We start from the raw sequence: 24,259 nt of genomic DNA on the forward strand, positions 1-24,259 counted from the left end.
TCCAGGGAGAGGGCCATCTCGACGAGGGGCCATGACCGAGGTCCGTTTCTATCACCTCCAGCGGCGCACGCTCGAACAGGCGTTGCCGAAGATCCTGGAAAAGGTTCTGGAGCGCGGCTGGCGCGCCGTCGTCCTGGCCGGCTCGCCAGAGCGGGTGGACGCGCTCAATCAGCATTTGTGGACCTACGACCCCTCCTCCTTCCTGCCGCATGGCGCGGCGCGTGACGGCTTCGCCGCGGAACAGCCGGTCTGGCTGACCGCCGAGGAGGAGAACCCCAACGGGGCCACCGTCCTGGTTCTGGTGGACGGGGTGACCAGCGACGCGATGGGGTCCTTCGACCTCGTCTGCGACCTGTTCGACGGCAACGATGGGGAGGCGGTGCTGGCCGCGCGCGACCGTTGGAAAGTCTGCAAGGCCGCCGGGCATTCCCTTACCTACTGGCAACAAAACGACCGCGGCGGCTGGGAAAAGCGCGCCTAAAACCGACTAATTTTATATGCTTTGAAGCATTCTCCGAGTGATACCGCTAACGCGGCACAATAATGCATTCATTTGTCTCAACCGTTCTTGACGGGCCTCCTGTGCACAAGGTTAATCTAAAACCCGTAAAATCCCGCGGGGCGGCGCACAGGTGGAGGGCAGTATGCAATGGTGCGTCCGACGGGCCGGGACGGCTCCGCCATGACCCGCAGCGCTCTCGACCCGACCTTGGCGCGGGAGGTCAAGGACGCCGCCATCCTGATCGTCGATGACAACGCTTCGAACGTCGAGCTGGTTCGCGACATCCTGATCCACGAGGGCTACACCGCCGTGCGGGGGGAAACCGACCCGCGCCGGGTTCCCGCCCTCTGCGAGGCACAGCGCTTCGACCTTCTGCTGATCGACATCCGCATGCCGCACATGAGCGGCTTCGATCTGATGGAGCGCGTCAACGCCCTGTACGGCGACGATGTCGTGCCCATCCTGGTGCTGACCGCCCACACCGACCAGGAGACGCGGCGGCGCTCGCTGGAGCTGGGGGCCAACGACTTCCTCACCAAGCCCTTCATCGCCTGGGAGCTGCTGCACCGCGTGCGCAGCGTGCTGGAGATCCGTAAGCTCTACCAGCGTGCGGCCGAGCAGAACCGCGGGCTGGAACGCCGCGTGTCGGAGCGCACGGCGGAGCTCAGCGCCGCCCTGGAGGCCGCCCGGCAGGCCGACCGGGCCAAGCTCGACTTCCTCTCGGTGACCAGCCACGAGCTGCGGACCCCGCTGAACGCCATCATCGGCTTCGCCGAGGTGCTGTCCAGCGAGGCGCACGGGCCGCTCGGCCATCGCGACTATCTGGACTATGTCCGGCTGATCGAGGAGAGCGGCAAGGCGCTGCTCGGCATGGTCAACAACATCCTGGACTTCACCCGCGGCTCGGGCGGCATCGACCTCGCGGAGTCGACCATCGACCTGCCCACCCTGCTGATCCACTGCATCGACCTTCTCGGCCCCAAGGCGCAGGCCAAATCACAGACCATCACGCTTCAGCCGGGGCCGCCCGTCACCTTGCGCGCCGACCAGCGCCGCCTGGGGGAAATGGTCGTCCATCTGCTCGACAACGCGGTGAAGTTCGGCCACCGCAACGGGCGCGTCGCGGTGCGGATCGCGCTCCACGGCGGGATGGTCGCCATCACGGTCGCCGATGACGGCCCCGGCGTCCCGCCGGAGATCGTCGATCACCTCTTCCGCCCGTTCATCCAGGGCGAACGCTCCCTCGTGCGCCAGCATGAAGGGATCGGGCTGGGCCTGCCCATCGTCCGCCGCTTCGCCCAACTGCACGGCGGCAACGTGGAGCTGGACAGCGCGCCGGGACGCGGCACGACCGTGACCATCCTGCTGCCCGCCGCCCGCCTGACCGCCCCACCCATTGCGGGCCTGAAGGAATCGCGGGCGCAGTAAAGACGTCAGGGCCACCCCTTACAGGATGCGCCCCCGGCTTCGGCCCGCCTATTCGGCGAGGCCGGGCTCCGGCAAGGCTCCCGGTTCGGCTTCGGCGGGGCTGGACGGCGCGGTTTCCGGCAGCCCCAGGAACAGGGCGGCCAGCGCGATCAGCGCCATCGCCCCGGCGGTGAGGAAGGCGGCGGAATAGCCGAAACGGTCCACGATCACGCCGGTGACGAAGCCGCTGGTCGCTGCGCCCACCCCCTGCATCGTGGCGACCGCCCCGAAGGCGAGGTTGTAGCGCCCGGTTCCGCGCATCAGGTCGGCGATCACCAGCGGCGTCAGGGCGGTGAAGATCCCGGCGCCCACCCCGTCCAGAAGCTGGACGCCGATCAGCCAGGCGCTGTTGTCCGACAGGGTGTAGAGGACGGCCCGCAACGGCAGGATGGCGAAGCCGACCAGCAGGATCGGCTTGCGGCCCAGACGGTCCGCCGTCCGTCCCACCAGGATGGCGATGGGAAGCATGACGAGTTGGGCGGCGATGATGCAGGACGACATCATGACCGTCGCCCATTCCGGATGCGCCGCGGCCAGCTTCTGCCCGACCAGCGGCAGCAGGGGGGCGTTGGCGAAATGGAACAGCAGGGCGCAGATGCCGAAGATCATCAGGGGCCGGCAGTGGACGAGGATGCCCATGCCCGACACCGTCTCCCCGTCGCCCACGCCGCCATCCGACCCGCCGCCCGCCGCCGCCTCCACCCCGCGCGCGCGGCGCTGGTCGATGGCGGAGGCCGGGATCGACAGGACGGCCAACGACGACAGAACCGCGAACACTGGCACCAGCAGGAACACCGCCTGCTGGGAGAACAGCCAGCCGACCAGCCCGGCGAGCGCCGCCACGGCGACGTTGCCCGCATGGTCGAAGGCGGCGTTGCGCCCCATCCGCCGGGCGAGCAGGCGCTGCGGGACGAGGCCGAGGGTCAGAGCCGCCACCGCCGGGCCGAACACGTCCCCGACCACCGCGATCAGCGTGTTCGCGATCAGGACGGGCCAGAAGTTGGGGAACAGGTAGATGCACAGCGCCCCAGCGCCCAGCACGACCAGCGCCAGGACGATGGCCTCGCGCTTGCGGTGAGTGGCGTCGATGGCCGCGCCGATCGGCGTCTGCACGGCAAGCCCGAGCCAGCCGGCCAAGCTCGTCACCAGACCGACTTCCGACTGGCTCCAATGCTGCTGGGTCACCAGAAAGACGTTGAGGTAGGGACCGAGCGCCCCCCGCACATCCGCCAGCAGGAAATTCACGGCATCCAGCGAGGCCGGCCGGAAGCCCCGGCCGGTTTCGCCCGAAGGCGCCGGCTCCCCTCCATGTCCGTCAGCAGGCAACGCGCTCTCCCTTCCAAGGTTCTGGCAGAAAGACCGCGGCCAGACGCAAAGGTTAGGAACAGCGGGCACCGCAAAACGGCACCACGGGGTGGCTCGCTCAAGGTGATCGTGGCGGGGCGATCAGATCACGTCAAAGCTTCGGCAAATGAAAAGTTGCCAGAACCGCTTACAAGCGCAACCGAAAACAGCGCATTACGCAATCTTCGAAGCTGCCGACGTTATTTTGTTTCCACGCGCATGAGATCGCCCAGCTTGTCGAGCAGGTAGTCCAGATCTTCCGCCGCCAGATCCTCGTACTGGGTCAGGATGCGCTCGATCACCCGGCGGCGGTGGCGTTCGATGTCGTGCGCCTCGCCGTCGTAGGGGGTTTCCTTCAGCACGTCCAAGGCGATCCGGCAGGCCGGCAACAGGGCCGGCGGCTGCTTGGCCTTGTCGTAGATGGACTTCAGGCCCAGCCGCCCGGCGTCGTGGATCAGCAGGCGGGCATTGGTCAGCGGCACGTTGGCCAGATGGGACAGCGCCGTCTCGAAGAAGGCGCTGTCGCCCATGCACAGCGCCCGCACCAGCAGCGACGGGGTCAGGCGGCCGCTGCGCGACAGCTGAGCGACCAGCCGCTCCAGCGCGCCCTCGTCGCTTTCCCCGGAGAACAGGGCGACGGTGGCGCGTTCGCGGCTTTGCAGGATCAGGTCGGCGGCGACCTTGGCCGGAAGGTCGTGGTTGGCCACCAGATGCTGCTGGAGCTTTTCCGAGACCACGGCGACCAGCCGCTCGGCGATGGTGATCGGCAGGCGGGCGCGCTGGACCAGCGGCTCCTGCACGGTTTCGCTGTCGGCGAAGCGCTCGATGACCCGGCCGAGCGTCTGCTCGCCGAGGTCCGCGCTCTCGTTGGCGACCAGGACCGCCACGGCCCCTTCCGACGCCGTGTCGATCAGCGCGTCGGCGACGCTGGCCGACAGGGCCGGACGCTGCGCGATGGCGGTGTGCTTGGCGTCCGTGCCCGTCCGCACCAGCTCGACGAGGTCGGCGTCGGTCAGCACCGTGGAGACGCTGAGCACCGGGATGGCCACGGCCTCCACATCGCGCGCCAGCATCAGCGCGACGTCGCGCGGCAGCGCCGGGTTGGCCTTCAGGTTCTCGGCCAGCGACTGGCGCACGCGCACCACGGCGTCGCGCGCCATGAAGCGGATGATGTCCTCGGCGAGCCGGCGCTCGCTGTCTGACAAGGTGGTTGCGGAAAACTGCTTGGCGATCTTGACCGCCAGTTCGGAACGGCTGTTCGGCGACGGGTCCGACAACAGCCGGGACACGTCGTCCTTGGTGAGTTGATCGCTCATGGGTCCCGGACCCTTTCCTGCCCTTCTTCGCTCCCTGCGCCTCGGATTCGTGCATCAGCGAGAACGAATGTATTCAGGTCATGATCGGACCAAAGCATTGAGCCTTTGTTAACGACGATTGCCTGCCCCGGGCTGGGCTGGGCCGCGCTTCACCAGCCGCCCCATCACCAGCCGCCGTGCCGGTGATGATGACGGGGGCCGCCATGGTGACCGCCGCGATGCCCCCCGTAATAGCCACCGTAATAGGGGCGGCCATACACGACAGGCGGCGGCGCGTAATAGCGATACTGCGGGCGCTCGTAATAGCCGTAGCCATAGGACCGGTGTCCGTAGCCGTAAACGGGACCGGGAGTCCCGGCGGCGACGTAGCAGCCGGAGAGCAAAAGGGCGGCAAAGGTCAGAAGGGACAGCGAGCGGAGCGTCGACATGGGCGTTCCTGTGCCAGGGGTCGTACCGTACTGACAGGATGAACGCTCGATTTGGGGAAATTATTCCGGTGGTGGCGGAGGTGAGAGCATCCCGACATCATCCGATGGCGCTGATCGTTCGCAGAGCGGACAGATATCAGCAGAGAGGGACAGTCACTTTTGACAAGACCCATAAGCGGTGACTTTGGCCCCCTCCCTAACCCTCCCCCTCTTCGAGGTGGAGGGGACTGCCGCCGCTTCGCGGAAGGCACCCTCTCCCAAGGTTTCACAAAGACAGGGCCAATGCAAAAAGACAGGAATGCCAGTCTATTCAGGGGCCTATGTAGACAGCTTCTGAAGTTTCACCTTACCAGCAGCGAGGACGCGGCATGGAAACGGGTGGATGCCCTGACCGCACGGGCCGAACATGTGCCAGCGCGTTCCCTGCGTGGGATCGTGGTGAAACTCACCGTCGCGGTGGCGCTCCGCGAAACCTACGGCGCGGAAGAGACGGAGTTTCCCTGGCCCATCCTCGGGGCGGCGCTGAAGGATTTGCAGACCATGACGGGGGCCTAGGGAAAGAGGAAAGCCTCGCCCCACCCTCCCCCACGACGGAGGGAGAGGGTGGTGATGTGGCGATCAGCGCCGTCCCCGGCGCCCCTGCTTCTTCGGAGCCCCCTCGGGAATGCCGCGGCCCTGGCGGGCGGAGCTGATGCCGATGCTGCCCGGCTGTTCCAGCCCGAGGTCCATCGCCTCCAGCCGGCGGAGTTCGTCGCGCAGGCGGGCGGCCTCCTCGAACTCCAGATCGGCGGCGGCGGCCTTCATGCGCTTCTCCATGTCGGCCATCACGGACTTCAGGTTGTGGCCGACCAGTTCCGACGCGTTCAGGCCGGTCTTCACGGTGACGTGGTCGCCGCGCTCGTACACGCTCTCCAGAATGTCGCCGATCGCCTTCTTTACGGATTCCGGCGTGATGCCGTGCTCCAGATTGTACGCCCGCTGCTTCTCGCGGCGGCGCGCCGTCTCGTCGATGGCGTACTGCATGCTGCCGGTGATCTTGTCGGCGTAGAGGATCGCCCGCCCTTCGACGTTGCGCGCGGCGCGGCCGATGGTCTGGATCAGCGAGGTCTTGGAGCGCAGATAACCCTCCTTGTCGGCGTCCAGGATGGCGACCAGCGAGCATTCGGGGATGTCCAGCCCCTCGCGCAACAGGTTGATGCCGACCAGCACGTCGTAGGCGCCGAGCCGCAGGTCGCGGATGATCTCGATGCGCTCCAGCGTCTCCACGTCGGAGTGGATGTAGCGCACGCGCAGCCCCGCTTCGTGCATGTATTCGGTCAGCGCCTCGGCCATCTTCTTGGTCAGCGTGGTGACCAGCACGCGGTTGCCCTTCGTCACCACCTCCTTGCACTCGTGGATCAGGTCGTCCACCTGCGTCTCGGTGGGACGGATGATCACCTCCGGGTCGATCAGGCCGGTCGGGCGGACCACCTGCTCGGCGAAGACGCCGCCGGTGCGCTCCATCTCCCAGGGGCCGGGGGTGGCCGAGACGAAGACCGTCTGCGGGCGCATGCCCTCCCACTCCTCGAACTTCAGCGGGCGGTTGTCCATGGCGCTGGGCAGGCGGAAGCCGTATTCGGACAGCGTCTCCTTGCGCATCCGGTCGCCGCGGTACATGCCGCCAATCTGCGGCACCATGACGTGGCTCTCGTCGACGATCAGCAGCGCGTCGCCCGGCAGATACTCGAACAGCGTCGGCGGCGGCTCGCCCGCCGCGCGGCCGGTCAGATAGCGGGAATAGTTCTCGATGCCGGCGCAGGCGCCGGTGGCCGCCATCATCTCGATGTCGAAGGTCGTGCGCTGCTCCAGCCGCTGCGCCTCCAGCAGCTTGCCCTGAGCGTTGAACTCCTCCAACCGGAGCTTCAGCTCGCGCTTGATCTGCTCGATGGCCTGATTGAGCGTCGGCTTGGGCGTCACATAGTGGCTGTTGGGATAGATGCGCACGGCCTCCAGCGAGGCGATCTTCTCACCGGTCAGCGGATCGATCTCGTGGATGCCCTCGATCTCGTCGCCGAACAGCGAGATGCGCCACGCGCGGTCCTCCATGTGGGCGGGGAACAGCTCCACCGTGTCGCCGCGCACTCGGAACAGGCCGCGCCCGAAGGCCGCGTCGTTGCGCTTGTACTGAAGCTCGGTCAGCTTGCGCAGCAGGTCGGGCTGGGCGACCACCTGGCCCTTGCGCAGATCGACGGTCATCTCCGAATAGGTCTCGACCGAACCGATACCGTAAATGCAGGACACCGACGCCACGATGATGACGTCGTCCCGTTCCAGCAGCGCCCGCGTCGCCGAGTGGCGCATCCGGTCGATCTGCTCGTTGATCGAGGATTCCTTCTCGATGAAGGTGTCGGTGCGCGGAACGTAGGCTTCCGGCTGATAGTAGTCGTAGTAGGAAACGAAGTATTCCACCGCGTTGTTCGGGAAGAAGGACTTCATCTCTCCGTAGAGCTGCGCCGCCAGCGTCTTGTTCGGGGCGAGCACCAGGGTGGGGCGCTGGACGTGCTGGATGACGTGCGCCATGGTGAAGGTCTTGCCGGACCCGGTGACGCCGAGCAGCACCTGATCCTTCTCGCCGGCGCGCAGCCCCTCGGTCAGTTCCCCGATGGCGCGCGGCTGGTCGCCGGAGGGTTTGAACTCCGACACCAGTTCGAACTTCTTGCCAGCCTCCAGCTTGGGCAGGGACTTCTGCGGGAGGGCGGTCAGGACGGGATGGGACATGCGGATGCGCTCGCGCCAGGGGTACGGAACGGGAACCGAGTATATGGCCCACCCCACCCCCGCTGTCGAGCGTGGGCTTGTCCGGAAAGTCTGCTCGCGCTTGCCCCTCCCTGGCCCTCCTCCGCTCTCGGCGGACCTATGGTCCGCCTGCGCGCAAAACTTTGGTTTGCGCGAGAGCTGCGCAGGGGAGGGAAAGAAGGGCGTTCCTTACCCGCGCACCAGCGCGTCGTAGTCCTTCACCAGCGTTTCGCAGACGCGGCCCGGCGTGAAGCGGTGGTCGCCGATCTGGCCGACCGGGGTCACTTCCGCGGCGGTGCCGGTCAGGAAGACCTCCTGGGTGTTCGCCAGTTCGTCGGGCTGGATGTGGCGTTCGATCACCTCGATGCCGCGGGCCTTGGCGAGGTCGATCACCGTGCGGCGGGTGATGCCGTCCAGGAAGCAGTCGGGCTTCGGCGTGTGGATCTTGCCGTCCATCACCAGGAACAGGTTCGCCCCGGTCGCCTCGGCCAGATAGCCGCGGTAGTCGAGCATCAGCGCGTCCTGGTAGCCCTCGGCCTCCGCCTCGTGCTTGGAGAGCGTGCAGATCATGTAGAGGCCCGCCGCCTTCGACGCCGTCGGCGCCATGTCCGGAGCCGGACGGCGCCAGCGCGACCAGGTCAGCTTGATGCCGGCCATCTTCGCCTCGGGGCTGAAATAGCTCGGCCACTGCCAGACGGCGATGGCGACGTGGATGCGGCTGGCCTGCGCCGCTACGCCCATCATCTCGCTGCCGCGCCACGCCACCGGGCGGACATAGGCGTCGGTGAAGCCCATCGCCTTCACCGTCTCGTTGGTCGCCGCGTCGATCTCCGCCACGGAATAGGGCAGCTCGAAGCTCAGGATGCGGGCCGAGGCGGCCAGACGCTCGCTGTGCTCGGTCAGCTTGAACACCGTGCCGTTGTAGACACGCTCGCCTTCGAACACGCAGCTCGCGTAGTGGAGGCCGTGCGACAGGACGTGCAGATTCGCGTCGCGCCACGGCACCAGCGCGCCGTCGTACCAGATCACGCCGTCGCGGTCGTCGAAGGGAAGGATGGACATGGCGGTTCCCACCTTGGTCTTTGGCCCGTTGCTCGGGACTTGGAATGGAAATGTCGAAAGCCGCGCTTGTCTCGCGGGCTTTGTTCGTTTATGTCTGGCTTATTGACCCATTTGTAACGAATCGCACCGATCACGTCAACATGGCTGACATAAAAGCGGGCGTGAACCAGCTTTTCCTGCGCGAAGAGGAACTTCGCACGGGCATGGAGCTGCTGTTCTACGCCTATCGGGAATTCACCGCGGAGCCGGACGAGATCCTGGCGCAGATCGGCTTCGGCCGGGCGCACCACCGCGTCATCTATTTCGTCGGGCGCTACCCGAAGATCACCGTGTCGGAGCTTCTGGCGATCCTCAAGATCACCAAGCAGAGCCTGTCGCGCGTGCTGGGGGAGCTGGTCCGGCAGGAATTCATCCAGCAGCAGACGGGCGTGCGGGACCGGCGGCAGCGTCTGCTGGAACTGACCGAAAAGGGTGTGGAGCTGGAACGCCAGCTTTCCGAAACGCAGCGGCAGCGGATCGCCCGCGCCTACCGCATGGCCGGGGCGGAGGCCGTGGAGGGCTTCCGCAAGGTGATGCTGGGCATGATGGACGAGGAGGACCGGGTGAAGTTCGCCCCCCCGGTGCCGGCCCGGCTCGCCGCCGTGAAGCGGTAGGAACCGGACCGAAAACCCGTCGGGTCAATCCCCGGCCAACTCACTCTCCGGTCAACTCAATCCTTGGCCGGTGTCGGGGCCGGCTCGGCGGCGGCGGGAGCCGCATCCGCCGGCGGCGTGCCGGCCGTGCCCTCCGCCCCGTCCTTGCCCGCGGCGTTCGCGGCGCCGCGGCGGCGGAAGGACGTGCGCTTGTACACCACGCTGTCCGAGGACCCCGGCGGGCACTGAACGATTTTACCCCCCTTCGCAAGAAACTCGCGGGTCATGGAGTCGAGATCATTCCGATCCGCGCTGCGGTTATCGGATGCCATGCATGCCTCCTGTGATCGTCATCGTGCCCCATGGCACCACCCGGGCGGTCCCGGCGGTCCATGGAGCATGCGTTTCTTTTGTGAAGCGGCTGTTACAGGATTGGGGGCAACCGGCCCCTGAAGAGCGGCCCCGACAAAAATCGGAGCTGAAAATCACGCTTCCTTCAGGTTGGCCGCGGCGCTCTTGCCCTTCTTGGGGTCGCGCTGGAGTTCGTAGGACAGCTTCTGGCCTTCATGAATGTTGATGCCCGACCGCTCAACGGCGGAGATGTGGACGAACACGTCGGCCGTCCCGTCATCCGGCTGGATGAAGCCGTAGCCCTTGGTGGTGTTGAACCATTTCACGGTTCCAGTAGCCATCTGGTAGTTCCTTGAACGAGGTTTCCCATGGCGCTCGTGCCACGGGTTCACATCAAATCACCGAGGGGAAGGACCAGACGCAGCGATCTGCAAGCGGACCGTAAACCCAAAGAAATTCGACTCTTTTCATGTGGGGATCGAAAGGCCCGGATGCAACCCGAACCCTTCGGACAAAGCCCCGCGCACTTGTTTCGACTCACGACTCTTGCCTCGTTCGTCGGTGTCGGCCCTGCCCTTCGGCAGAGTTGTCCCCGGCTTGTTGCTTAGCCCATAGTTTTTTCGGCCCGATTCTTTTGCCTTAGCTTTCCTGAAGGAGCCGGCGGCATGCAGCGTGCCCATCTCGTGGCCGCGTTCCTGACCTTTGCCGCTCTGTGCGTCGGCGTGTCCGCCCTGTCGGTGTCGCGCGACCGCCACGTCACGCTGGAACAGGCCCGCCGCGAGTTCGCCGCGACCGCCCATCTGCTCGACGAACACGCCAGCCGTGCCATCGAAGCGGGGGACGCCCAGCTGCGCATGCTGCTCGACGCGCTGGAACGGTGGGACCGCCGCGACCCCGACGAGGGGCGGCGCATCCAGGCCGCCATGCACGCCCGCGCCGAACGCCTGCCGCAGGTCGGCGGCGTCTGGGCGCTCGGTGCCCAGGGCCGGCTGCTTCTCGACAGCGCGGAACACCCGCCGCCGCCCCGCGACCTGTCGGAGCGGGATTATGCCCAGGCCCATCTGGGCGTCACCCAGGGACCGCCGCCGGCGCTCCATGTCGGGTCCTACCTGCCCGGCCCCGAAATCCCTGGCCCCGGCATCCGCCAGGGACGTTTCACCATCAGCCGCGCCCTGCGCGACGAGGAGGGAACCCTCCAGGCCATTGCGGTGGCGGGCATCCAGAACACCTATTTCTCGCAGATGTACGGGGAGGCCGGCTGGGGCGAGGGCGCCCGGCTGGCCTTGTTCACCAGCGCCAAGGAGAAGCTGGCGGAATGGCCGCCGGACAGCGCCGTCGAGCCCCCCACCACCGCCTGGCCCCAGCCCTGGGACCCGCCGGACGGCCCGGCAATCATTGAGGGCACGCAGATCACCGCCGCGCGGATGCTGACCGGCTTCCCGATCGTGGTGGTGGCCAGCCGTCCCCTGTCCGAGGTGCTGGCCCCCTGGCGGGAACGCGCGCTGTGGACCACGACGGTCAGCGGCGGCATCCTGACCGGCGCGTCCCTGCTGTTCGCCTTTGCCCTGGCCGGCGCCCGGCGGGAGGAGACGGTCCGGGCGGAGCTTCTGCGCGCCAACCAGAGCCTGGACGAGCGCGTCCGCCAGCGCACGGCGGACCTGGAGAAGGCCCTGCGCAGCGCGGAGATGGCCAGCCTCGCCAAGATGAAGGTGCTGGCGACCGTCAGCCACGACCTGCGCCAGCCCCTGCAAGGTCTGGCCGCCTTCCACGAGTTGCTGTTGAAGGAGGCGCCGAACCCGACGCTCCAGCAGCTGGGCGCCATGGCCTCGGCGTCGCTCCAGGCCGGGCAGCGGCTGCTCGACGATCTGCTGACCCTGTCGCGGCTGGAGGCCGGGGTGGTGCCGGTGGAGGTCGGCGCCTTCCCCCTCGCCCCGCTGCTCGACCAACTCGCCGCCGAACTGCGGGCGGAGGCCGAGGGCAAGGGCCTGCGGCTGACCGTGATGCCCACCAAAGCCTGGGTGCGCAGCGATCCGGCGCGGCTTCAGCCGATCCTGCGCAACCTGCTGTCCAACGCCGTCAAATACACGGCGCGCGGCGGGGTGGTCGTCGGGGTGCGGCCGCACGGCGACGGCCTGCGGGTGGAGATCTGGGACAGCGGCCAGGGCATCGCCAAGGCGGAGCTGGGCACGATCTGGGAGGAATTCTACCAGATCGGCAATCCTGCCCGCGACGGGTCGCGCGGCGCCGGCCTCGGCCTCTCCATCGTCGAGCGCACCGCCCGCCTGCTCGGCCATCCGCTTGAGGTCCGGTCGCGGGTCGGCCGCGGCTCGGTCTTCGCCGTTACCCTGCCCCGCGTCGCTGCCCCCGCCGTCCCGCTGGCCGTGGAGGTTTCCCGGCCGGAGTTGACGCCCCCCGCGGCGCCCCCCATCCCTCCGGAGCGCACTGCCGAATCCTCTCCGGGGCGCCTGTCCGGACGGCGGGTGCTGGTGGTCGAGGACGATCCGTTGCAGCGCAGCTCCCTGACCCTGCTGCTGGAGCAGGCCGGGGCCGGTGTGATGGCGGCCGACAGCTTCGATTCCGCCCTCGCCGCCGCCCAGGCAACCCTCCAGGCGCCCTCGGCGATCCTCAGCGATTACCGGTTGCCCGGCGGCACCGACGGGCTGAGCGGCATCCAGACGCTTCGCGGCGTGTTGGGACGGGACGTTCCGGCCATCCTGCTCACCGGGGAACTCTCCGCCGACCTCGTGCGCGCCGCCAAGGATGCGGGCTGCCTCGTGCTGACCAAGCCCGCCCCGCCCAACCGCATCCTGACCACCCTGGCGGAGCTGACCGCGGGCGCCGACGCGGCCGTCTGAAGCGGGGCCTGAAGCGGGACCTGACGTGCGGCCCGATGCCCTGTCCCGCCGCTGCCGCTTCCCTTGGTGCGCGGCGCCCGCTTGCGCTACAGTCGCGCCATGACCGAAGAAGACCAGCCCCATATTCTGGTCGTCGATGACGACACCCGCCTGCGCGAGCTGCTGCGCAAGTATCTCGCCGGCAACGGCTTCCTGGTGGCCACCGCGAAGGACGCGGCGGAGGCGCGGGCCAAGCTGGCCGGGCTCGCCTTCGACCTGCTGGTTCTCGACATCATGATGCCGGGCGAGACCGGGCTGGAGCTGACCGAATCGCTGCGGCGGGAGCGCGACCTGCCCATCCTGCTGCTGACCGCGCGGGGCGAGCCGGACGACCGCATCGCCGGGCTGGAGGCCGGGGCCGACGACTACCTCGCCAAGCCCTTCAACCCGCGCGAGCTGCTGCTGCGCATCAATTCGATCCTGCGCCGTCAGGCCAGCCGCCCGGCGGACCCGGTGCCGCCGCAGCCGGTCAAGCTCGGCCCGATGATCTACCTGCCCGACCGCGACGAGCTGCGGGCGGGCGAGGAGGTGGTCCGACTGACCACGGCGGAGGCCGGGCTGCTGCGCGTGCTCGCCGCCTCCCCCGGCACCATCTTCTCGCGCGAGGAGCTGACGGAGCGCAGCAAGGTCGCCGGCAACGCCCGCACCATCGACGTGCAGGTGACCCGGCTGCGCCGCAAGATCGAACCCGACCCGCGGGAGCCGCGCTACCTCCACACGGTGCGCGGCGAGGGCTATGTGTTGAGGCCGGACCCGTAACGGGTCCGGCGAAAAGCCAGGACCAGGACCATGACCACCGACACCGCCGCCGCTCCGATGCCGATGCCGCGCCGCGAGCAGACGGGGCTGCTGAAGCGGTTCCTGCCCCGGACGCTGTTCGGCCGCTCGCTGCTGATCATCGTGACGCCGGTCATCCTGGCCCAGGCGGTGGCCACCTGGATCTTCTACGACCGGCACTGGGACACCATGACGAACCGGCTGGCCTTCGCGGTGGCCGGCGACATCGCCATGGTCATCGGCATGCTGGAGCACGACCCGACCCCGGAAGGGCGCAACTGGACGCTGGCCGCCACCGCGCGCAGCACCGACCTGATCGTGACGCTGGAGCCCGGCAGCACCCTGCCGGACCACCCGCCGAAGCTGCGCGGCATGCTGGAGAACACGCTCAGCAAGGCGCTGCACGAGCGGGTGCGGCGGCCCTTCGCCATCAACACCCGGATCACCCGCGAATGGTACGAGATCCGCGTGCAGATGCCCGACGGCGTGCTGTCGGTGATGTCCCCGGAACGCCGCCTGTTCAGCCCGACCAGCTACATCTTCATCCTGTGGATGGTCGGCTCGGCCCTGGTGCTGTTCACCGTCGCCATCATCTTCATGCGCAACCAGATCCGCCCCATCAAGCGGCTGGCCGCCGCTGCGGACGCGCTGGGCAAGGGCCGCGACGTGCGCAACTTCAAGCCGGAGGGCGCGACCGAGGTGCGGCAGGCCGCCGTCGCCTTCCTGCGCATGCGCGAGCGCATCCACCGCCAGATCACCCAGCGCACGGAGATGCTGGCCGGCGTCAGCCACGACCTGCGCACGCCGCTGACCCGCATGAAGCTGGCGCTGGACATGCTGGGCGACGGGCCGGAGGTCGAGGAGCTTCTGACCGACGTCACCGAGATGGAGATGATGATCGAGGGCTATCTGGCCTTCGCCCGCGGCGAAGGGACGGAGACCGTTCAGCCGACCGACCTGACCCGCATCCTCAACGAGGTGGTCTCCGGCGTCCGCCGCGAGGGGGCGGAGGTGGCGTTGGCAGCACCGGACGGGCTGACCCTGCCGCTGCGCCCCAACGCGACGCGGCGCTGCCTCGCCAATCTGCTGTCCAACGCCCGGCGTCACGGCGACCGCATCTGGGTGCGAGCGGAGCGCGAGGACGGCTTCATCGACATCCTGGTGGACGACGACGGGCCGGGCATCCCGCAGGCGTCCCGCGACGATGTGTTCAAACCCTTTTTCCGGCTGGACAGCTCCCGCAACCAGGCGACCGGCGGCGCCGGGCTGGGGCTGACCATCGCCCGCGACGTCGTCCGCAGCCACGGCGGCGACATCACGCTCAGCGACAGCCCCTACGGCGGCCTGCGCGTGCTGATCCGCCTGCCGGTGTAAGCCTTACAGGAGGCCCCCACCCTGGAGACCCTGCCATGCCCGTCAGCCCCGACGAATACCGCCTCATGGACGTCCAACAGGGCGGGTGCTGCTTCTACTGCGGAGAGCCGGTGGGGGCCAAGGCGACCTTCGACCATCTGATTCCGCTGGCCTACGGCGGACTCGACGCGGCGCCGAACGTCGTGCTGGCGCACCGCCGCTGCAACCAGCGCAAGGCCGACCGCCTGCCGACGCCGGAGGAGATCGACCGCTTCGTCACCCAACGCCGCCGCAGCCAACTGGGCGTCTGGCCGCCGCTTCTGGCGCTGCGCGACGCCGAGCCGGGCGACGAGTGGATGACGGTCGCCCGCGCCATCGCCGGGCTGTGAGCGCTGGGCCATGAGCGCTGGACTGTGAGCGCTGGGCCTCCTGAGCCCTCTTGACGGCGGCCCCGCCTTCTGGCCCGATCACCGGAACGATAAACAAGGTTAATTCGGGAGCGTTCGATGGCGGATCGGTACGACGTCGTGATCGTCGGCGGTGGTGTGATGGGCTGCGCGGTCGCCTATTTCCTGGCGAACGACCCCGGCTTCGGCGGCACCGTGGCGGTGGTGGAGCGGGACCCGACCTACCAGCGCGCCTCCTCCGCCCTGTCGGCCAGCTCGATCCGGCAGCAGTTCTCGACGCCGGCGAACATCGCGCTGTCGCAGTTCGGCCTGTCCTTCATCCGCAACGCGACGGAACATCTGTCCGTGGACGGCGATCCGGTGGATCTGGGCCTGCGCGAGCCGGGCTATCTCTATCTGGCGACCGGGGCCGGGGCGGACATCCTGCGCCGGAACAACGCCATCCAGCTGTCCTGCGGCGCCGACGTGGCGCTGCTGTCGCCGGAGGACCTGACCGCCCGCTTCCCCTGGCTGTCGGTGGAAGGGATCGCGCTCGGCTCGCTCGGCCTGTCCGGGGAGGGCTGGTTCGACGGCTACAGCCTGATGCAGGCCTTCCGCCGCAAGGCCAAGGCGCTGGGCGTCGCCATGATCGCCGGGGAGGTCGCGGGCATCGACACCGCCGAGGGCAAGGTCACCGCGGTGCGTCTGGCCGACGGGCGGCGGCTGTCCTGCGGGGTGGCGGTCAACGCCGCCGGGCCGCAGGCCCGCCGCGTCGCCACCATGGCCGGGGTGGACCTGCCGGTGTCGGCGCGCAAGCGCTGCGTCTTCGTGTTCGACTGCCGGGAAGAGCTTCCCGGCTGCCCGCTGGTCATCGATCCGTCCGGCGTGTGGTTCCGGCCCGAGGGCAAGCAGTTCATCTGCGGCGCTCCACCGCCCGCCGACCGCGACCCGGACACCGACGACCTGACGGTCGAGCACGACCTGTTCGAGGAGATGATGTGGCCGGCGCTGGCCGAACGCGTCCCCGCCTTCGAGGCGATCAAGGTCACCAACGCCTGGGCCGGCTTCTACGAATACAACGAGATCGACCAGAACGCCGTCATCGGGCCGCATCCGGAGCTTCGCAACCTCCTGTTCTGCAACGGCTTCAGCGGCCATGGCCTGCAACAGGCGCCGGGCGCCGGGCGCGGGCTGGCGGAGTTGATCACGACCGGCGCCTACCGCAGCCTGAACCTGTCGGCCTTCGCCTATGACCGTCTGGTGGAGAACCGCCCCCTGCTGGAGACGAATGTGATCTGAGGGAACGGGCGCGAGCCTGACCGGTTGATGGGGTGACCATTCCGAACGGAGCATGAGGCCCCGCGATGAAGCAGCCCCACACCGAAGAAACCGTCAAGCACACCGACGACCAGCAGAACACCGGCAACCACAAGAAGCCGGATGCCCCTGACGCCAAGGGCGCCGACCGTTTCGGCGGCACCCGCAAGGGCGCGGAGAATGTGGAGCCGAGCAAGGACTGAGGCTGGGGACTGATCCCGGCCCGAAAGGCTTGCAGCGATGGAGCGGACGTGCCACATCCCCTGGCGCGTCCATCTCCATTCCGCAGGTCGGGAGCCTCTCCCATGGCTCACGCCATGTTCAAACGCTACAAGGTCCTGTTCACCCGCCCCCTGCCCGGCCTGCGTCCGGGACGGCCCGAGCGCGACGCCATGGTGGAGCGGCTCAAGCGCTTCGCCAGCCAGAACGGCATGGCCGGCGATCTTCACGCGATCGCGCCCAACGCCGGCTTCGGCATCCTGGAAATCCAGTGCACGGACAAGCTGGCCCGCCGCCTGAGCGACCTGTCCGAGGTCGAATCCGTCCTGGAGGCGTAAGTCCTGTCCGATGCCTTGCGATGGCGGCCGCTGTTTTCGGCGGGCGCCTACGATGCGTTGGCTTCGTTGTCCTTCTTCGCTTTCTCCTGCTTCGCCTTATCGTGATGCCACTTGATGGCGAAGAACATGCCCGTTCCCAACACGATAATTTTGAATGGGAAGAAGACCAAAGGGAACCAGTCGTACATTTTGAACATCTCCAGGCTATGACACCGTCTATCGTCAAGGAAACCTGACGACAGTCAGGTCGAGCGTGAGATTTTGTCTGCGGGCGGAGCCGCAGACGGGTGGGTTGGTGGGGCGGCAACGAAACGGGCTTCCTCAGCCTTGTAGACGTACTGGCTGGCCACTAGCCACCCCTTCAACGGCCGCAAGGGCGGCACACAGGTCAGCAACAGGAACGGCAGGGTCGTGACGAGGTGCACCCAGTAAGGGGCCTCGAACTTTACCTCGATCCAGAGCGCCAGGATGACCGTGGGAATGGAGGCGAAGCAGATGACGAAGAAGGCGGGGCCGTCGGCCGGGTCGGCGTAGGAGTGGTCCAGACCGCAGACCTCGCAGTGGGAGCGCAGCGCCAGGAAGCCGTTGAACAGATGACCCTGGCCGCAGCGTGGGCAGCGACCACGCGCGCCGGTGCTGAACGGGGGAAGAGGCGGCCACTCCTGTTCGGATGACATCGCGTGTTCCTTCGAGGGCAATGGCAAGCAATGCCTGCATGCAATGCGTGATCGTATGCACCATCAAGGCTGACAATGTCAATTTGAATGCATCCAATACGCCGCCGGAATTCATACAAAATGGGAGATGCGGCCGGAGACAAGGCAAACGGCGGTGCGCCGGTTCAGGCCTGCCTGCGCCTTCCCAGCCGTCAGACAGGATTCAGGGCCCCTCTCCCCTCCGGGCGGTGGAATTTGGGAAGCGCAAGCGCCTCTACCTCCCGTTCAGTTGACGGAGCATCGGCTTGCGGCGGCGGCACAACGGGCCATCTTCAGTGTTTTAAAGCACAGATGCCGTCAGGAGCGTGCCTTCATGAATCCCCGGTTGCTCGCCGAGGTGCTGGAACCCGTGCTGAACGCCGCGGAGAAGGACGACGCGGCGATGCTCGACGCCGTGAATCTGTCGGCGGAGGCGCTGGCCGCGCTCGGTGCGGTCATCCTCGACCGTGAGGGACGCCCGGCCGATGGCGTGTCCGACGAACGCGCGGTGGTCGCCGCGCTCAACACCCACGCCCACACGCTGATGCAGTGCGGGCGGCTCGACGACGTGGTCGAAGCGTTGCAACTGGCCGAACGGATCGGCCGGCTGGGCCGCCTGCCCCACCATCCGCGCATGTCCGACGGCTAGCCACCTACGGTTAGGCGGGAGGAACACCGCACCGCCCCGGTTGTTGTGCGAGCCGTGCCGCCCAACAGGGGAGACGTGTCTTGCCGACAGCGCCCAAATCGAACGCTTTTTCCGGCCCCATCGAGGGCGAGGCCCTGTCCCTGCTTCAGGACAAACTGCTTCCCGGCTTCCTGACCGGACGGCGTTGGTACGCCGCCAAGGATGCCGGCACGCCCACCGTGCGCATCGTCGATGCGCTGCCCCTCCCGCTGGCCTCCGGTTCCGCCCAGCTCTGCCTGCTGCGGGTGGAGGCACCGGGGCGCGAGCCGCAGCTCTACCAGCTTCCCCTGGTGCTCGACCGCGACGACAAGGCCGACGGCGCGGACCCCTTCGTCATCGCCGGTCCCGATGCGCTCCCCTGGACGGGCAGCCTGCGCGACGGCTATGGCGACGAGGAGGTGGTTCGCGCCCTGCTCGACGGCATCCGCAAGGGCGGCGAGAACGGCGGCCTGCGCTATGGCCGCAGCCGCGCCTTCGACACCGTAAAGGGCGCGCTGGACGGCGGCGCCCCGCTGCGCTGGACGGGGGCGGAGCAATCCAACACCTCCGTCCGCGTCGGCGATGCGGCGATCCTGAAGGGGCTGCGCAAGCTGGAGTCCGGCACCCATCCGGAGCTGGAGGTCGGGCGCTTCCTGACCGAGGTCGCCAACTTCCGCAACACCCCCGCCCTGCTCGGCTGGGTGGAGCGCACGGGCGACGGCGAGGCCGCCACCCTGTGCATCCTGCAGGAGCTGGTCCCCGACGCCCGCGACGCCTGGAGCCATGTCACCGCCGAGCTGGCGAAGCGCGTCGCGCGCTTCAACGACGACACGGCGGACGACGTCGCCCTGATGACCTTCATGCGCCGGCTGGGCCGCCGCACGGCGGAGATGCACCGGGCACTCGCCACCCCCGGTGGCGGCGACGCCTTCACGCCGGAACCCGTTACCCCCGCTATGCTGAAGGGCTGGGCGGATGGGGTGCGCAGCCTCGCCCGCCGCGTGCTGGGCCAGTTGCGCGAAGCCGCCCCGCGGCTGGACGCCGACCTCGCCCCCTACGCCGCATCCCTGGCCGACAGCGAGGCGACGGTGATGCGGCAGATCGAGACGCTGACGCCGCCGCGCGGCACCTTCCACGCCATGCGCCTGCACGGCGACTATCACCTGGGGCAGGTGCTGGCTGGCAAGGACGACCTGTTCATCGTCGATTTCGAGGGCGAGCCGATGCGCCCGCTGGCCGAGCGGCGGGCCAAGCACTGCATCCTGCGCGACGTGGCGGGGATGCTGCGCTCCATCACCTACGCCGCCGCCGGGGCGCGGGCCGCCCTGCCCGCCGACCTGCCCAACACCCTGGACGAGACGGCGCGCGGCGCCCGCACCGCCTGGCTGAACTGGTGGGAGGGGGAGGCGGCGTCCGCCTTCGTCGCCGGCTACCGCGAGGCCATCGGCGATTGCCCGGGCTGGCCCGCCGACGCGACCACCGCCACGCAGCTTTTGAAACTCTTCCTGCTGGAGAAGGCGCTCTACGAGATCGGCTACGAGCTGGCGAACCGGCCTGACTGGCTGGCCATCCCGCTGGCCGGGGCCATCGGGATCCTGGGCGCCGACGCCGGGCCGGAGGTGGCCGACCGCGCATCCGGCCCGGTCGGGCTGGCCGCCCCCGGCGCCACTCGCCTCGGCGAGGCGCGCGCCCACACCATGCCCTTCGGCGCTCAGGTGCAGCCCGACGGCTCCGTCCGCTTCACCCTGTGGGCGCCGGGCACCGAGCAAGTCTCGCTGTGGCTGGAGGACACCCAGGCCCTGCTGCCCATGGTGCGGCGGGCCGACGGCTGGTTCGAATGGACCACCGCCCAGGCCCAGGCGGGCAGCCGCTACCAATTCGAGCTTCCGGACGGGCTGCGCGTGCCCGACCCGGCCTCACGCCACCAGCCGGAGGACGTGCACGGACCGAGCGAGGTGATCGACCCCACCGTCTTCCGCTGGTCCGACGCCGCCTGGACCGGGCGCCCCTGGCACGAGACGGTGCTGTACGAGCTTCACGTCGGCACCTTCACCGAGGAGGGCACCTTCCGCGCCGCCATCGACAAGCTCGACCACCTCGTCGAGCTTGGCGTCACCGCCATCGAGCTGCTGCCGGTGGCCGATTTCCCCGGCGCCCGCAACTGGGGCTATGACGGGGTGCTGCCCTACGCCCCGGACGCCGCCTATGGCCGCCCGGAGGATCTGAAGGCGCTGGTCGACGCCGCCCACGCCAAGGGGCTGATGGTCTTCCTCGACGTCGTCTACAACCATTTCGGGCCGGACGGGAACTACCTCCACGCCTACGCCAAGGCCTTCTTCACCGACCGGCACAAGACGCCCTGGGGCGACGCCATCAACGTGGACGGGCCGCGCAACGCCACGGTGCGCGACTACTTCATCCACAACGCGCTCTATTGGATCGAGGAGTTCCACATGGACGGGCTGCGCTTCGACGCGGTCCACGCCATCCTCGACGACAGCGACAAGCTGTTCCTCCAGGAGCTGGCGGAGCGCGTGCAGGACGCCGTGCGCTGCCGCCGCCACGTCCATCTCGTGCTGGAGAACGACGAGAACGAAGCCCACCTGCTGGAACGCCATCCGGAGGGGGACCCGCGCTGGCACACCGCGCAGTGGAACGACGACCTGCACCATTGCCTGCACGTCTGGGCGTCCGGCGAGGACGCCGGCTATTACGCCGACTACGCGGGCGACGCGGTGAAGCTGGCCCGCGCCATGGCCGAGGGCTTCGCCTTCCAGGGGCACGCCTCCTCCTACCGCGGCGGCGAGGCGCGAGGCGAGCCGTCGGCGCACCTGCCGCCGACCGCCTTCGTCACCTTCATCCAGAACCACGACCAGATCGGCAACCGCGCCTTCGGGGACCGCATCACCCGCTTCTCGCGGCCCGAGGCGGTACGGGCGGCGAGTTCGCTCTATCTGCTGGGGCCGGGCATCCCGATGCTGTTCATGGGTGAGGAATGGGCGTCTGACCGCCCCTTCCCCTTCTTTTGCGACTTCGCCGACGAGTTGGCCGAGGCGGTGCGCAACGGCCGGCGGGAGGAGTTCGCCAAGTTCCCCGAATTCCAGGACCCGGCGGTGCGCGACCGCATCCCCGACCCGACCGCGCCGGAAACCTTCCAGTCGGCCAAGCTCGACTGGGACGACCGCGAGACGGGCGAGCACGGGGAATGGCTGGACTGGTACCGCCGCATCCTGGCGGTGCGCCGCAAGGAGATCGCGCCGCGGCTGGAGAACGCGCCCGGCGGGGCGGCCGCCCACGAGGTGATCGACGGGCGGGGCATCCGCGTCTCCTGGCGGCTGGGCGACGGCAGCCGCCTGCATCTGCTCGCCAACCTGTCCGACGCGCCCGTGACGGGCATGGGCGAGGCCGTGGGCCGCGCCCTGTGGACCGAGGGCGACGGGCTCGACGGTGGAACCATGGCGCCGTTGTCCGTCCTGTGGACCATCGAGGAGACGACGGCGCTCGACCGGCTCGGCGAGCGGATGGGGATCGAGACGCACTACACCGGCGCGTCGGGCGAGACCGTCCAGGCGTCGGAGGGCACCATCCGCGCCCTGCTCGCCGCCATGGAGGTGGACGCCGACGATCCGGAAGAGGCGCTGGCGGCATTGGAGCGGCGCGAGTTGGCCCGTCCCCTGCCCCCGGTGGCGGTGCTGCGCATCGACCGTCCGCCCTTCTCCGTCACCGTCACCCTGCCGGAAGGCAGCGGGACGCTGCGCTGGACCCTGACGCTGGAGGGCGGGGGCGACCGCAGCGGCGAGGCCGATTTCGGCGACCTGCCGCTGGTCCGCAAGGCGGGCGTGGGTGGGCAACACTTCGAGGTGCGCCGCCTCGACCTCGGCACAGCTCCGGCGCCCGGCTACCACCGGCTGCGGCTGGACGTCGACGGCTTGCGGGCGGAGCATCCCGGCCTGGAGACGACGGTCATCGCCGCCCCCGCCACCTGCCATCTGCCCGCCCCGCTCCAGATGGGCGAGCGGATCTGGGGCCTGTCGGTCCAGCTCTACGCCCTGCGCTGCGCCGGGGACTGGGGGATCGGCGACTTCGGCGACCTCGTCAATGTCGCGGAGATGGCGGCGGCGCGTGGGGCGGGCATCGTCGGGCTGAACCCGCTGCACGCCCTGTTCCTCGACCAGCCCGATCAGGCCAGCCCCTATTCCCCGGCCAACCGCCTGTTCCTCAACCCGCTCTACATCGACGTGCTGGCGGTGCCGGAACTGATGGGCTGCGCCGAGGCCCGCGCCATGATCGCGGATGAGGCGTTCCTGCGGGACGTCAAGGCGGCGGAGGCCGCGCCGCTGGTCGATTACGCCACCGTGGCGGCGCTGAAGCTGCCGGTCCTGGAACGTCTGTTCGCCCATTTCCAAAGCGAGGGCAGCGCGGAGCGGCGTCGGGCGCTCGCCGCCTTCCGGGCCGAGCTGGGCGAGGGGCTGGAGCGCTTCTGCACCTTCCAGGCCCTGCGCGAGCGGTTCGCCAAGGACGGCACACCCGACTGGCGCCGCTGGCCGGAGGAGTATCGGGACGCCACCTCCCCCGCCGTCCGCCGCTTCGCCGAGGAGCGGCGGGAGCGCATCGACTTCTTCGTCTGGCTGCAATGGCTGGCCGACAGCCAGTTGCAGGCGGCGGCGGAGAGGGCGCGGGAGCGCGGCATGGCCGTCGGCTTCTTCCGCGACCTTGCCGTCGGGGCGGACAGCGGCGGGGCGGAGACCTGGGCCGACCCGCATGTGGTGGTGGCGCAGGCCCATGTCGGCGCCCCGCCCGACCTGTTCAACCCGGCCGGGCAGGACTGGGGCCTGCCGCCCTTCCACCCCCACGCGCTGCGCGAAGGCGGCTACGCCCGCTTCATCGAGCTTCTGCGCGCCAACATGCGCCACGCCGGGGCGCTGCGCATCGACCACGCCATGGCGCTCCAGCACGTCTACTGGATACCGGAGGGGCACCCGCCCTCCGAAGGGGCCTACGTCGCCTACCCGATGGACGACCTCCTCGGAATCCTGGCCCTGGAGAGCCAGCGCAACCGTTGCCTCGTGGTCGGCGAGGATCTGGGCACCGTGCCCGAGGGATTCCGCGAGCGCATGGCGGAGGCGGGTGTCCTGAGTTACCGGGTGATGTTCTTCGAATGGACCGAGGACGGCGGGTTCCGCGGCCCCGACGACTACCCCTACGCGGCGCTCGCCACGGTGGGCAGCCACGACCTCGCCACGCTGCGCGGCTGGTGGGAGGGGCACGACATCACACTGAAGGAGGAGCGCGGGCTCTACCCCGCCGAAGGCGAGGCGGAGCGCCAGCGCGACCGCCGCATGGCCGAACGCGCCCGCCTGCTGGAGGCCCTGGCCGACGCCTTCCTGCCGCTGCCCGCCAGCTTCGGCCCCGACAGCCCCTACAGCGAGGCGCTGGGCCACGCGGTGCACGCCTTCCTGGCCCGCACCGGCTCGGCCATCGCCATGGTCCAGATGGACGACCTGACCGCCGAGCTGGAGCAGGTGAACCTGCCCGGCACGGTGGACCAGTACCCCAACTGGCGCCGCAAGCTGCGCCTCGCGCTGGAGGACATGGCCGACTGCCCGCAGGCCGGGGCAATCGCCGCCATCATGGCCGCCGCCCGGCCGGCCGCGGTGGCCGATGGGAGACGCGACGATAACCCCCTCTCCCCTCCGGGGAGAGGGTTGGGGTGAGGGGGTCCCGCAACTCCCGAAC

General features: G+C 68.9%; 21 protein-coding genes. 12 read left to right on the plus strand and 9 right to left on the minus strand.

What is annotated here, in order from left to right; all coding sequences use genetic code 11:
* Nucleotides 1–31 precede the first annotated feature (31 nt).
* Together ABAZ39_RS19290 and ABAZ39_RS19295 are read left to right on the plus strand one after the other, a co-directional pair.
* Nucleotides 32–481, plus strand: coding sequence for a DNA polymerase III subunit chi (locus ABAZ39_RS19290; protein WP_035676752.1), 450 nt, complete (start codon nucleotides 32–34; stop codon nucleotides 479–481).
* A gap of 201 nt (nucleotides 482–682) precedes the next feature.
* Nucleotides 683–1,930, plus strand: a complete 1,248-nt coding sequence (locus ABAZ39_RS19295) for an ATP-binding response regulator (RefSeq protein WP_040135602.1) — start codon at nucleotides 683–685, stop codon at nucleotides 1,928–1,930.
* Nucleotides 1,931–1,978: 48 nt separating this feature from the next.
* Here ABAZ39_RS19295 and ABAZ39_RS19300 read toward each other — a convergent pair whose 3' ends face one another.
* The 5 genes from ABAZ39_RS19300 to ABAZ39_RS19320 all read right to left on the minus strand — a co-directional run bounded on the left by ABAZ39_RS19300 (nucleotide 1,979) and on the right by ABAZ39_RS19320 (nucleotide 8,894).
* Entirely contained in the window at nucleotides 1,979–3,295 is a 1,317-nt protein-coding gene (locus tag ABAZ39_RS19300; protein WP_040134419.1) for an MFS transporter, read from the minus strand.
* Nucleotides 3,296–3,513: 218 nt separating this feature from the next.
* Nucleotides 3,514–4,629, minus strand: coding sequence for a SpbR family protein (gene spbR / locus ABAZ39_RS19305; protein ID WP_040134420.1), 1,116 nt, complete (start codon nucleotides 4,627–4,629; stop codon nucleotides 3,514–3,516).
* A gap of 164 nt (nucleotides 4,630–4,793) precedes the next feature.
* Nucleotides 4,794–5,057, minus strand: coding sequence for a hypothetical protein (locus ABAZ39_RS19310; RefSeq protein WP_051658266.1), 264 nt, complete (start codon nucleotides 5,055–5,057; stop codon nucleotides 4,794–4,796).
* A 618-nt stretch (nucleotides 5,058–5,675) separates the two neighbouring features.
* Entirely contained in the window at nucleotides 5,676–7,814 is a 2,139-nt protein-coding gene (uvrB, locus tag ABAZ39_RS19315; RefSeq protein WP_040134421.1) for an excinuclease ABC subunit UvrB, read from the minus strand.
* A gap of 207 nt (nucleotides 7,815–8,021) precedes the next feature.
* On the minus strand, nucleotides 8,022–8,894 hold the full coding sequence (locus ABAZ39_RS19320; RefSeq protein WP_040134422.1) for a branched-chain amino acid aminotransferase: 873 nt from the start codon (nucleotides 8,892–8,894) through the stop codon (nucleotides 8,022–8,024).
* 140 nt (nucleotides 8,895–9,034) lie between these two features.
* Between ABAZ39_RS19320 and ABAZ39_RS19325 the strand changes: the two genes are divergently transcribed.
* Entirely contained in the window at nucleotides 9,035–9,547 is a 513-nt protein-coding gene (locus ABAZ39_RS19325; RefSeq protein ID WP_035676767.1) for a MarR family winged helix-turn-helix transcriptional regulator, read from the plus strand.
* Between the two features lie 56 nt (nucleotides 9,548–9,603).
* Here the strand turns inward: ABAZ39_RS19325 and ABAZ39_RS34480 are convergent, their stop codons facing one another.
* Nucleotides 9,604–9,858, minus strand: a complete 255-nt coding sequence (locus ABAZ39_RS34480) for a hypothetical protein (protein ID WP_081863168.1) — start codon at nucleotides 9,856–9,858, stop codon at nucleotides 9,604–9,606.
* Nucleotides 9,859–10,011: 153 nt separating this feature from the next.
* Nucleotides 10,012–10,218, minus strand: coding sequence for a cold-shock protein (locus tag ABAZ39_RS19330; protein WP_014197503.1), 207 nt, complete (start codon nucleotides 10,216–10,218; stop codon nucleotides 10,012–10,014).
* A 324-nt stretch (nucleotides 10,219–10,542) separates the two neighbouring features.
* Between ABAZ39_RS19330 and ABAZ39_RS33180 the strand changes: the two genes are divergently transcribed.
* The 7 genes from ABAZ39_RS33180 to ABAZ39_RS19360 all read left to right on the plus strand — a co-directional run bounded on the left by ABAZ39_RS33180 (nucleotide 10,543) and on the right by ABAZ39_RS19360 (nucleotide 17,161).
* The gene (locus ABAZ39_RS33180; RefSeq protein ID WP_051658267.1) at nucleotides 10,543–12,732 is read left to right on the plus strand and encodes an ATP-binding protein; all 2,190 of its coding nucleotides are present in this window, start codon (nucleotides 10,543–10,545) and stop codon (nucleotides 12,730–12,732) included.
* A gap of 99 nt (nucleotides 12,733–12,831) precedes the next feature.
* Nucleotides 12,832–13,530: a response regulator gene (locus ABAZ39_RS19340; protein ID WP_035676932.1), complete on the plus strand. Its 699-nt coding sequence runs from the start codon at nucleotides 12,832–12,834 to the stop codon at nucleotides 13,528–13,530.
* 30 nt (nucleotides 13,531–13,560) lie between these two features.
* On the plus strand, nucleotides 13,561–14,922 hold the full coding sequence (locus ABAZ39_RS19345) for an ATP-binding protein (protein ID WP_081863169.1): 1,362 nt from the start codon (nucleotides 13,561–13,563) through the stop codon (nucleotides 14,920–14,922).
* A 35-nt stretch (nucleotides 14,923–14,957) separates the two neighbouring features.
* The gene (locus tag ABAZ39_RS19350) at nucleotides 14,958–15,290 is read left to right on the plus strand and encodes an HNH endonuclease (protein ID WP_040134423.1); all 333 of its coding nucleotides are present in this window, start codon (nucleotides 14,958–14,960) and stop codon (nucleotides 15,288–15,290) included.
* A 117-nt stretch (nucleotides 15,291–15,407) separates the two neighbouring features.
* Nucleotides 15,408–16,586: an NAD(P)/FAD-dependent oxidoreductase gene (locus tag ABAZ39_RS19355; RefSeq protein WP_040134424.1), complete on the plus strand. Its 1,179-nt coding sequence runs from the start codon at nucleotides 15,408–15,410 to the stop codon at nucleotides 16,584–16,586.
* Between the two features lie 65 nt (nucleotides 16,587–16,651).
* Nucleotides 16,652–16,807 (plus strand): hypothetical protein, encoded by a 156-nt coding sequence (locus ABAZ39_RS36565; RefSeq protein ID WP_167555917.1) that lies wholly within the window; start codon nucleotides 16,652–16,654, stop codon nucleotides 16,805–16,807.
* A gap of 102 nt (nucleotides 16,808–16,909) precedes the next feature.
* A complete protein-coding gene (locus ABAZ39_RS19360; protein WP_040134425.1) occupies nucleotides 16,910–17,161 on the plus strand; it encodes a hypothetical protein in 252 nt (83 codons plus the stop codon).
* Between the two features lie 47 nt (nucleotides 17,162–17,208).
* Here ABAZ39_RS19360 and ABAZ39_RS36570 read toward each other — a convergent pair whose 3' ends face one another.
* Nucleotides 17,209–17,349: a hypothetical protein gene (locus ABAZ39_RS36570; protein WP_175428789.1), complete on the minus strand. Its 141-nt coding sequence runs from the start codon at nucleotides 17,347–17,349 to the stop codon at nucleotides 17,209–17,211.
* Nucleotides 17,350–17,403: 54 nt separating this feature from the next.
* Complete coding sequence (locus tag ABAZ39_RS19365; RefSeq protein ID WP_040134426.1) at nucleotides 17,404–17,838, minus strand: DUF983 domain-containing protein; 435 nt, start codon at nucleotides 17,836–17,838, stop codon at nucleotides 17,404–17,406.
* Between the two features lie 352 nt (nucleotides 17,839–18,190).
* On the opposite strand from ABAZ39_RS19365, the gene ABAZ39_RS19370 reads away from it, so the two are divergent.
* On the plus strand, nucleotides 18,191–18,505 hold the full coding sequence (locus tag ABAZ39_RS19370) for a hypothetical protein (RefSeq protein ID WP_040134427.1): 315 nt from the start codon (nucleotides 18,191–18,193) through the stop codon (nucleotides 18,503–18,505).
* An 80-nt stretch (nucleotides 18,506–18,585) separates the two neighbouring features.
* Nucleotides 18,586–24,237, plus strand: coding sequence for a malto-oligosyltrehalose trehalohydrolase (gene treZ / locus ABAZ39_RS33185; protein ID WP_051658268.1), 5,652 nt, complete (start codon nucleotides 18,586–18,588; stop codon nucleotides 24,235–24,237).
* Nucleotides 24,238–24,259: the final 22 nt, after the last annotated feature.

It is taken from the genome of Azospirillum argentinense, assembly GCF_000632475.1.
In the GTDB taxonomy this organism is placed as follows: Bacteria; Pseudomonadota; Alphaproteobacteria; order Azospirillales; family Azospirillaceae; genus Azospirillum; species Azospirillum baldaniorum.

Excerpts from the sequence above, each read along its gene's own strand:
- ABAZ39_RS19325 (WP_035676767.1), top strand. The coding sequence starts at position 9,035 with ATGGCTGACATAAAAGCGGGCGTGAACCAGCTTTTCCTGCGCGAAGAG.
- ABAZ39_RS19365 (WP_040134426.1), bottom strand. The coding sequence starts at position 17,838 with ATGTCATCCGAACAGGAGTGGCCGCCTCTTCCCCCGTTCAGCACCGGC.
- ABAZ39_RS36570 (WP_175428789.1), bottom strand. The coding sequence starts at position 17,349 with ATGTACGACTGGTTCCCTTTGGTCTTCTTCCCATTCAAAATTATCGTG.
- ABAZ39_RS19330 (WP_014197503.1), bottom strand. The coding sequence starts at position 10,218 with ATGGCTACTGGAACCGTGAAATGGTTCAACACCACCAAGGGCTACGGC.
- ABAZ39_RS19370 (WP_040134427.1), top strand. The coding sequence starts at position 18,191 with ATGAATCCCCGGTTGCTCGCCGAGGTGCTGGAACCCGTGCTGAACGCC.
- ABAZ39_RS19360 (WP_040134425.1), top strand. The coding sequence starts at position 16,910 with ATGGCTCACGCCATGTTCAAACGCTACAAGGTCCTGTTCACCCGCCCC.
- ABAZ39_RS19345 (WP_081863169.1), top strand. The coding sequence starts at position 13,561 with ATGACCACCGACACCGCCGCCGCTCCGATGCCGATGCCGCGCCGCGAG.
- ABAZ39_RS19350 (WP_040134423.1), top strand. The coding sequence starts at position 14,958 with ATGCCCGTCAGCCCCGACGAATACCGCCTCATGGACGTCCAACAGGGC.
- spbR (WP_040134420.1), bottom strand. The coding sequence starts at position 4,629 with ATGAGCGATCAACTCACCAAGGACGACGTGTCCCGGCTGTTGTCGGAC.
- ABAZ39_RS36565 (WP_167555917.1), top strand. The coding sequence starts at position 16,652 with ATGAAGCAGCCCCACACCGAAGAAACCGTCAAGCACACCGACGACCAG.
- ABAZ39_RS19355 (WP_040134424.1), top strand. The coding sequence starts at position 15,408 with ATGGCGGATCGGTACGACGTCGTGATCGTCGGCGGTGGTGTGATGGGC.
- ABAZ39_RS19295 (WP_040135602.1), top strand. The coding sequence starts at position 683 with ATGACCCGCAGCGCTCTCGACCCGACCTTGGCGCGGGAGGTCAAGGAC.
- uvrB (WP_040134421.1), bottom strand. The coding sequence starts at position 7,814 with ATGTCCCATCCCGTCCTGACCGCCCTCCCGCAGAAGTCCCTGCCCAAG.
- ABAZ39_RS19340 (WP_035676932.1), top strand. The coding sequence starts at position 12,832 with ATGACCGAAGAAGACCAGCCCCATATTCTGGTCGTCGATGACGACACC.
- ABAZ39_RS19310 (WP_051658266.1), bottom strand. The coding sequence starts at position 5,057 with ATGTCGACGCTCCGCTCGCTGTCCCTTCTGACCTTTGCCGCCCTTTTG.
- ABAZ39_RS33180 (WP_051658267.1), top strand. The coding sequence starts at position 10,543 with ATGCAGCGTGCCCATCTCGTGGCCGCGTTCCTGACCTTTGCCGCTCTG.
- ABAZ39_RS19320 (WP_040134422.1), bottom strand. The coding sequence starts at position 8,894 with ATGTCCATCCTTCCCTTCGACGACCGCGACGGCGTGATCTGGTACGAC.
- ABAZ39_RS19290 (WP_035676752.1), top strand. The coding sequence starts at position 32 with ATGACCGAGGTCCGTTTCTATCACCTCCAGCGGCGCACGCTCGAACAG.
- ABAZ39_RS34480 (WP_081863168.1), bottom strand. The coding sequence starts at position 9,858 with ATGGCATCCGATAACCGCAGCGCGGATCGGAATGATCTCGACTCCATG.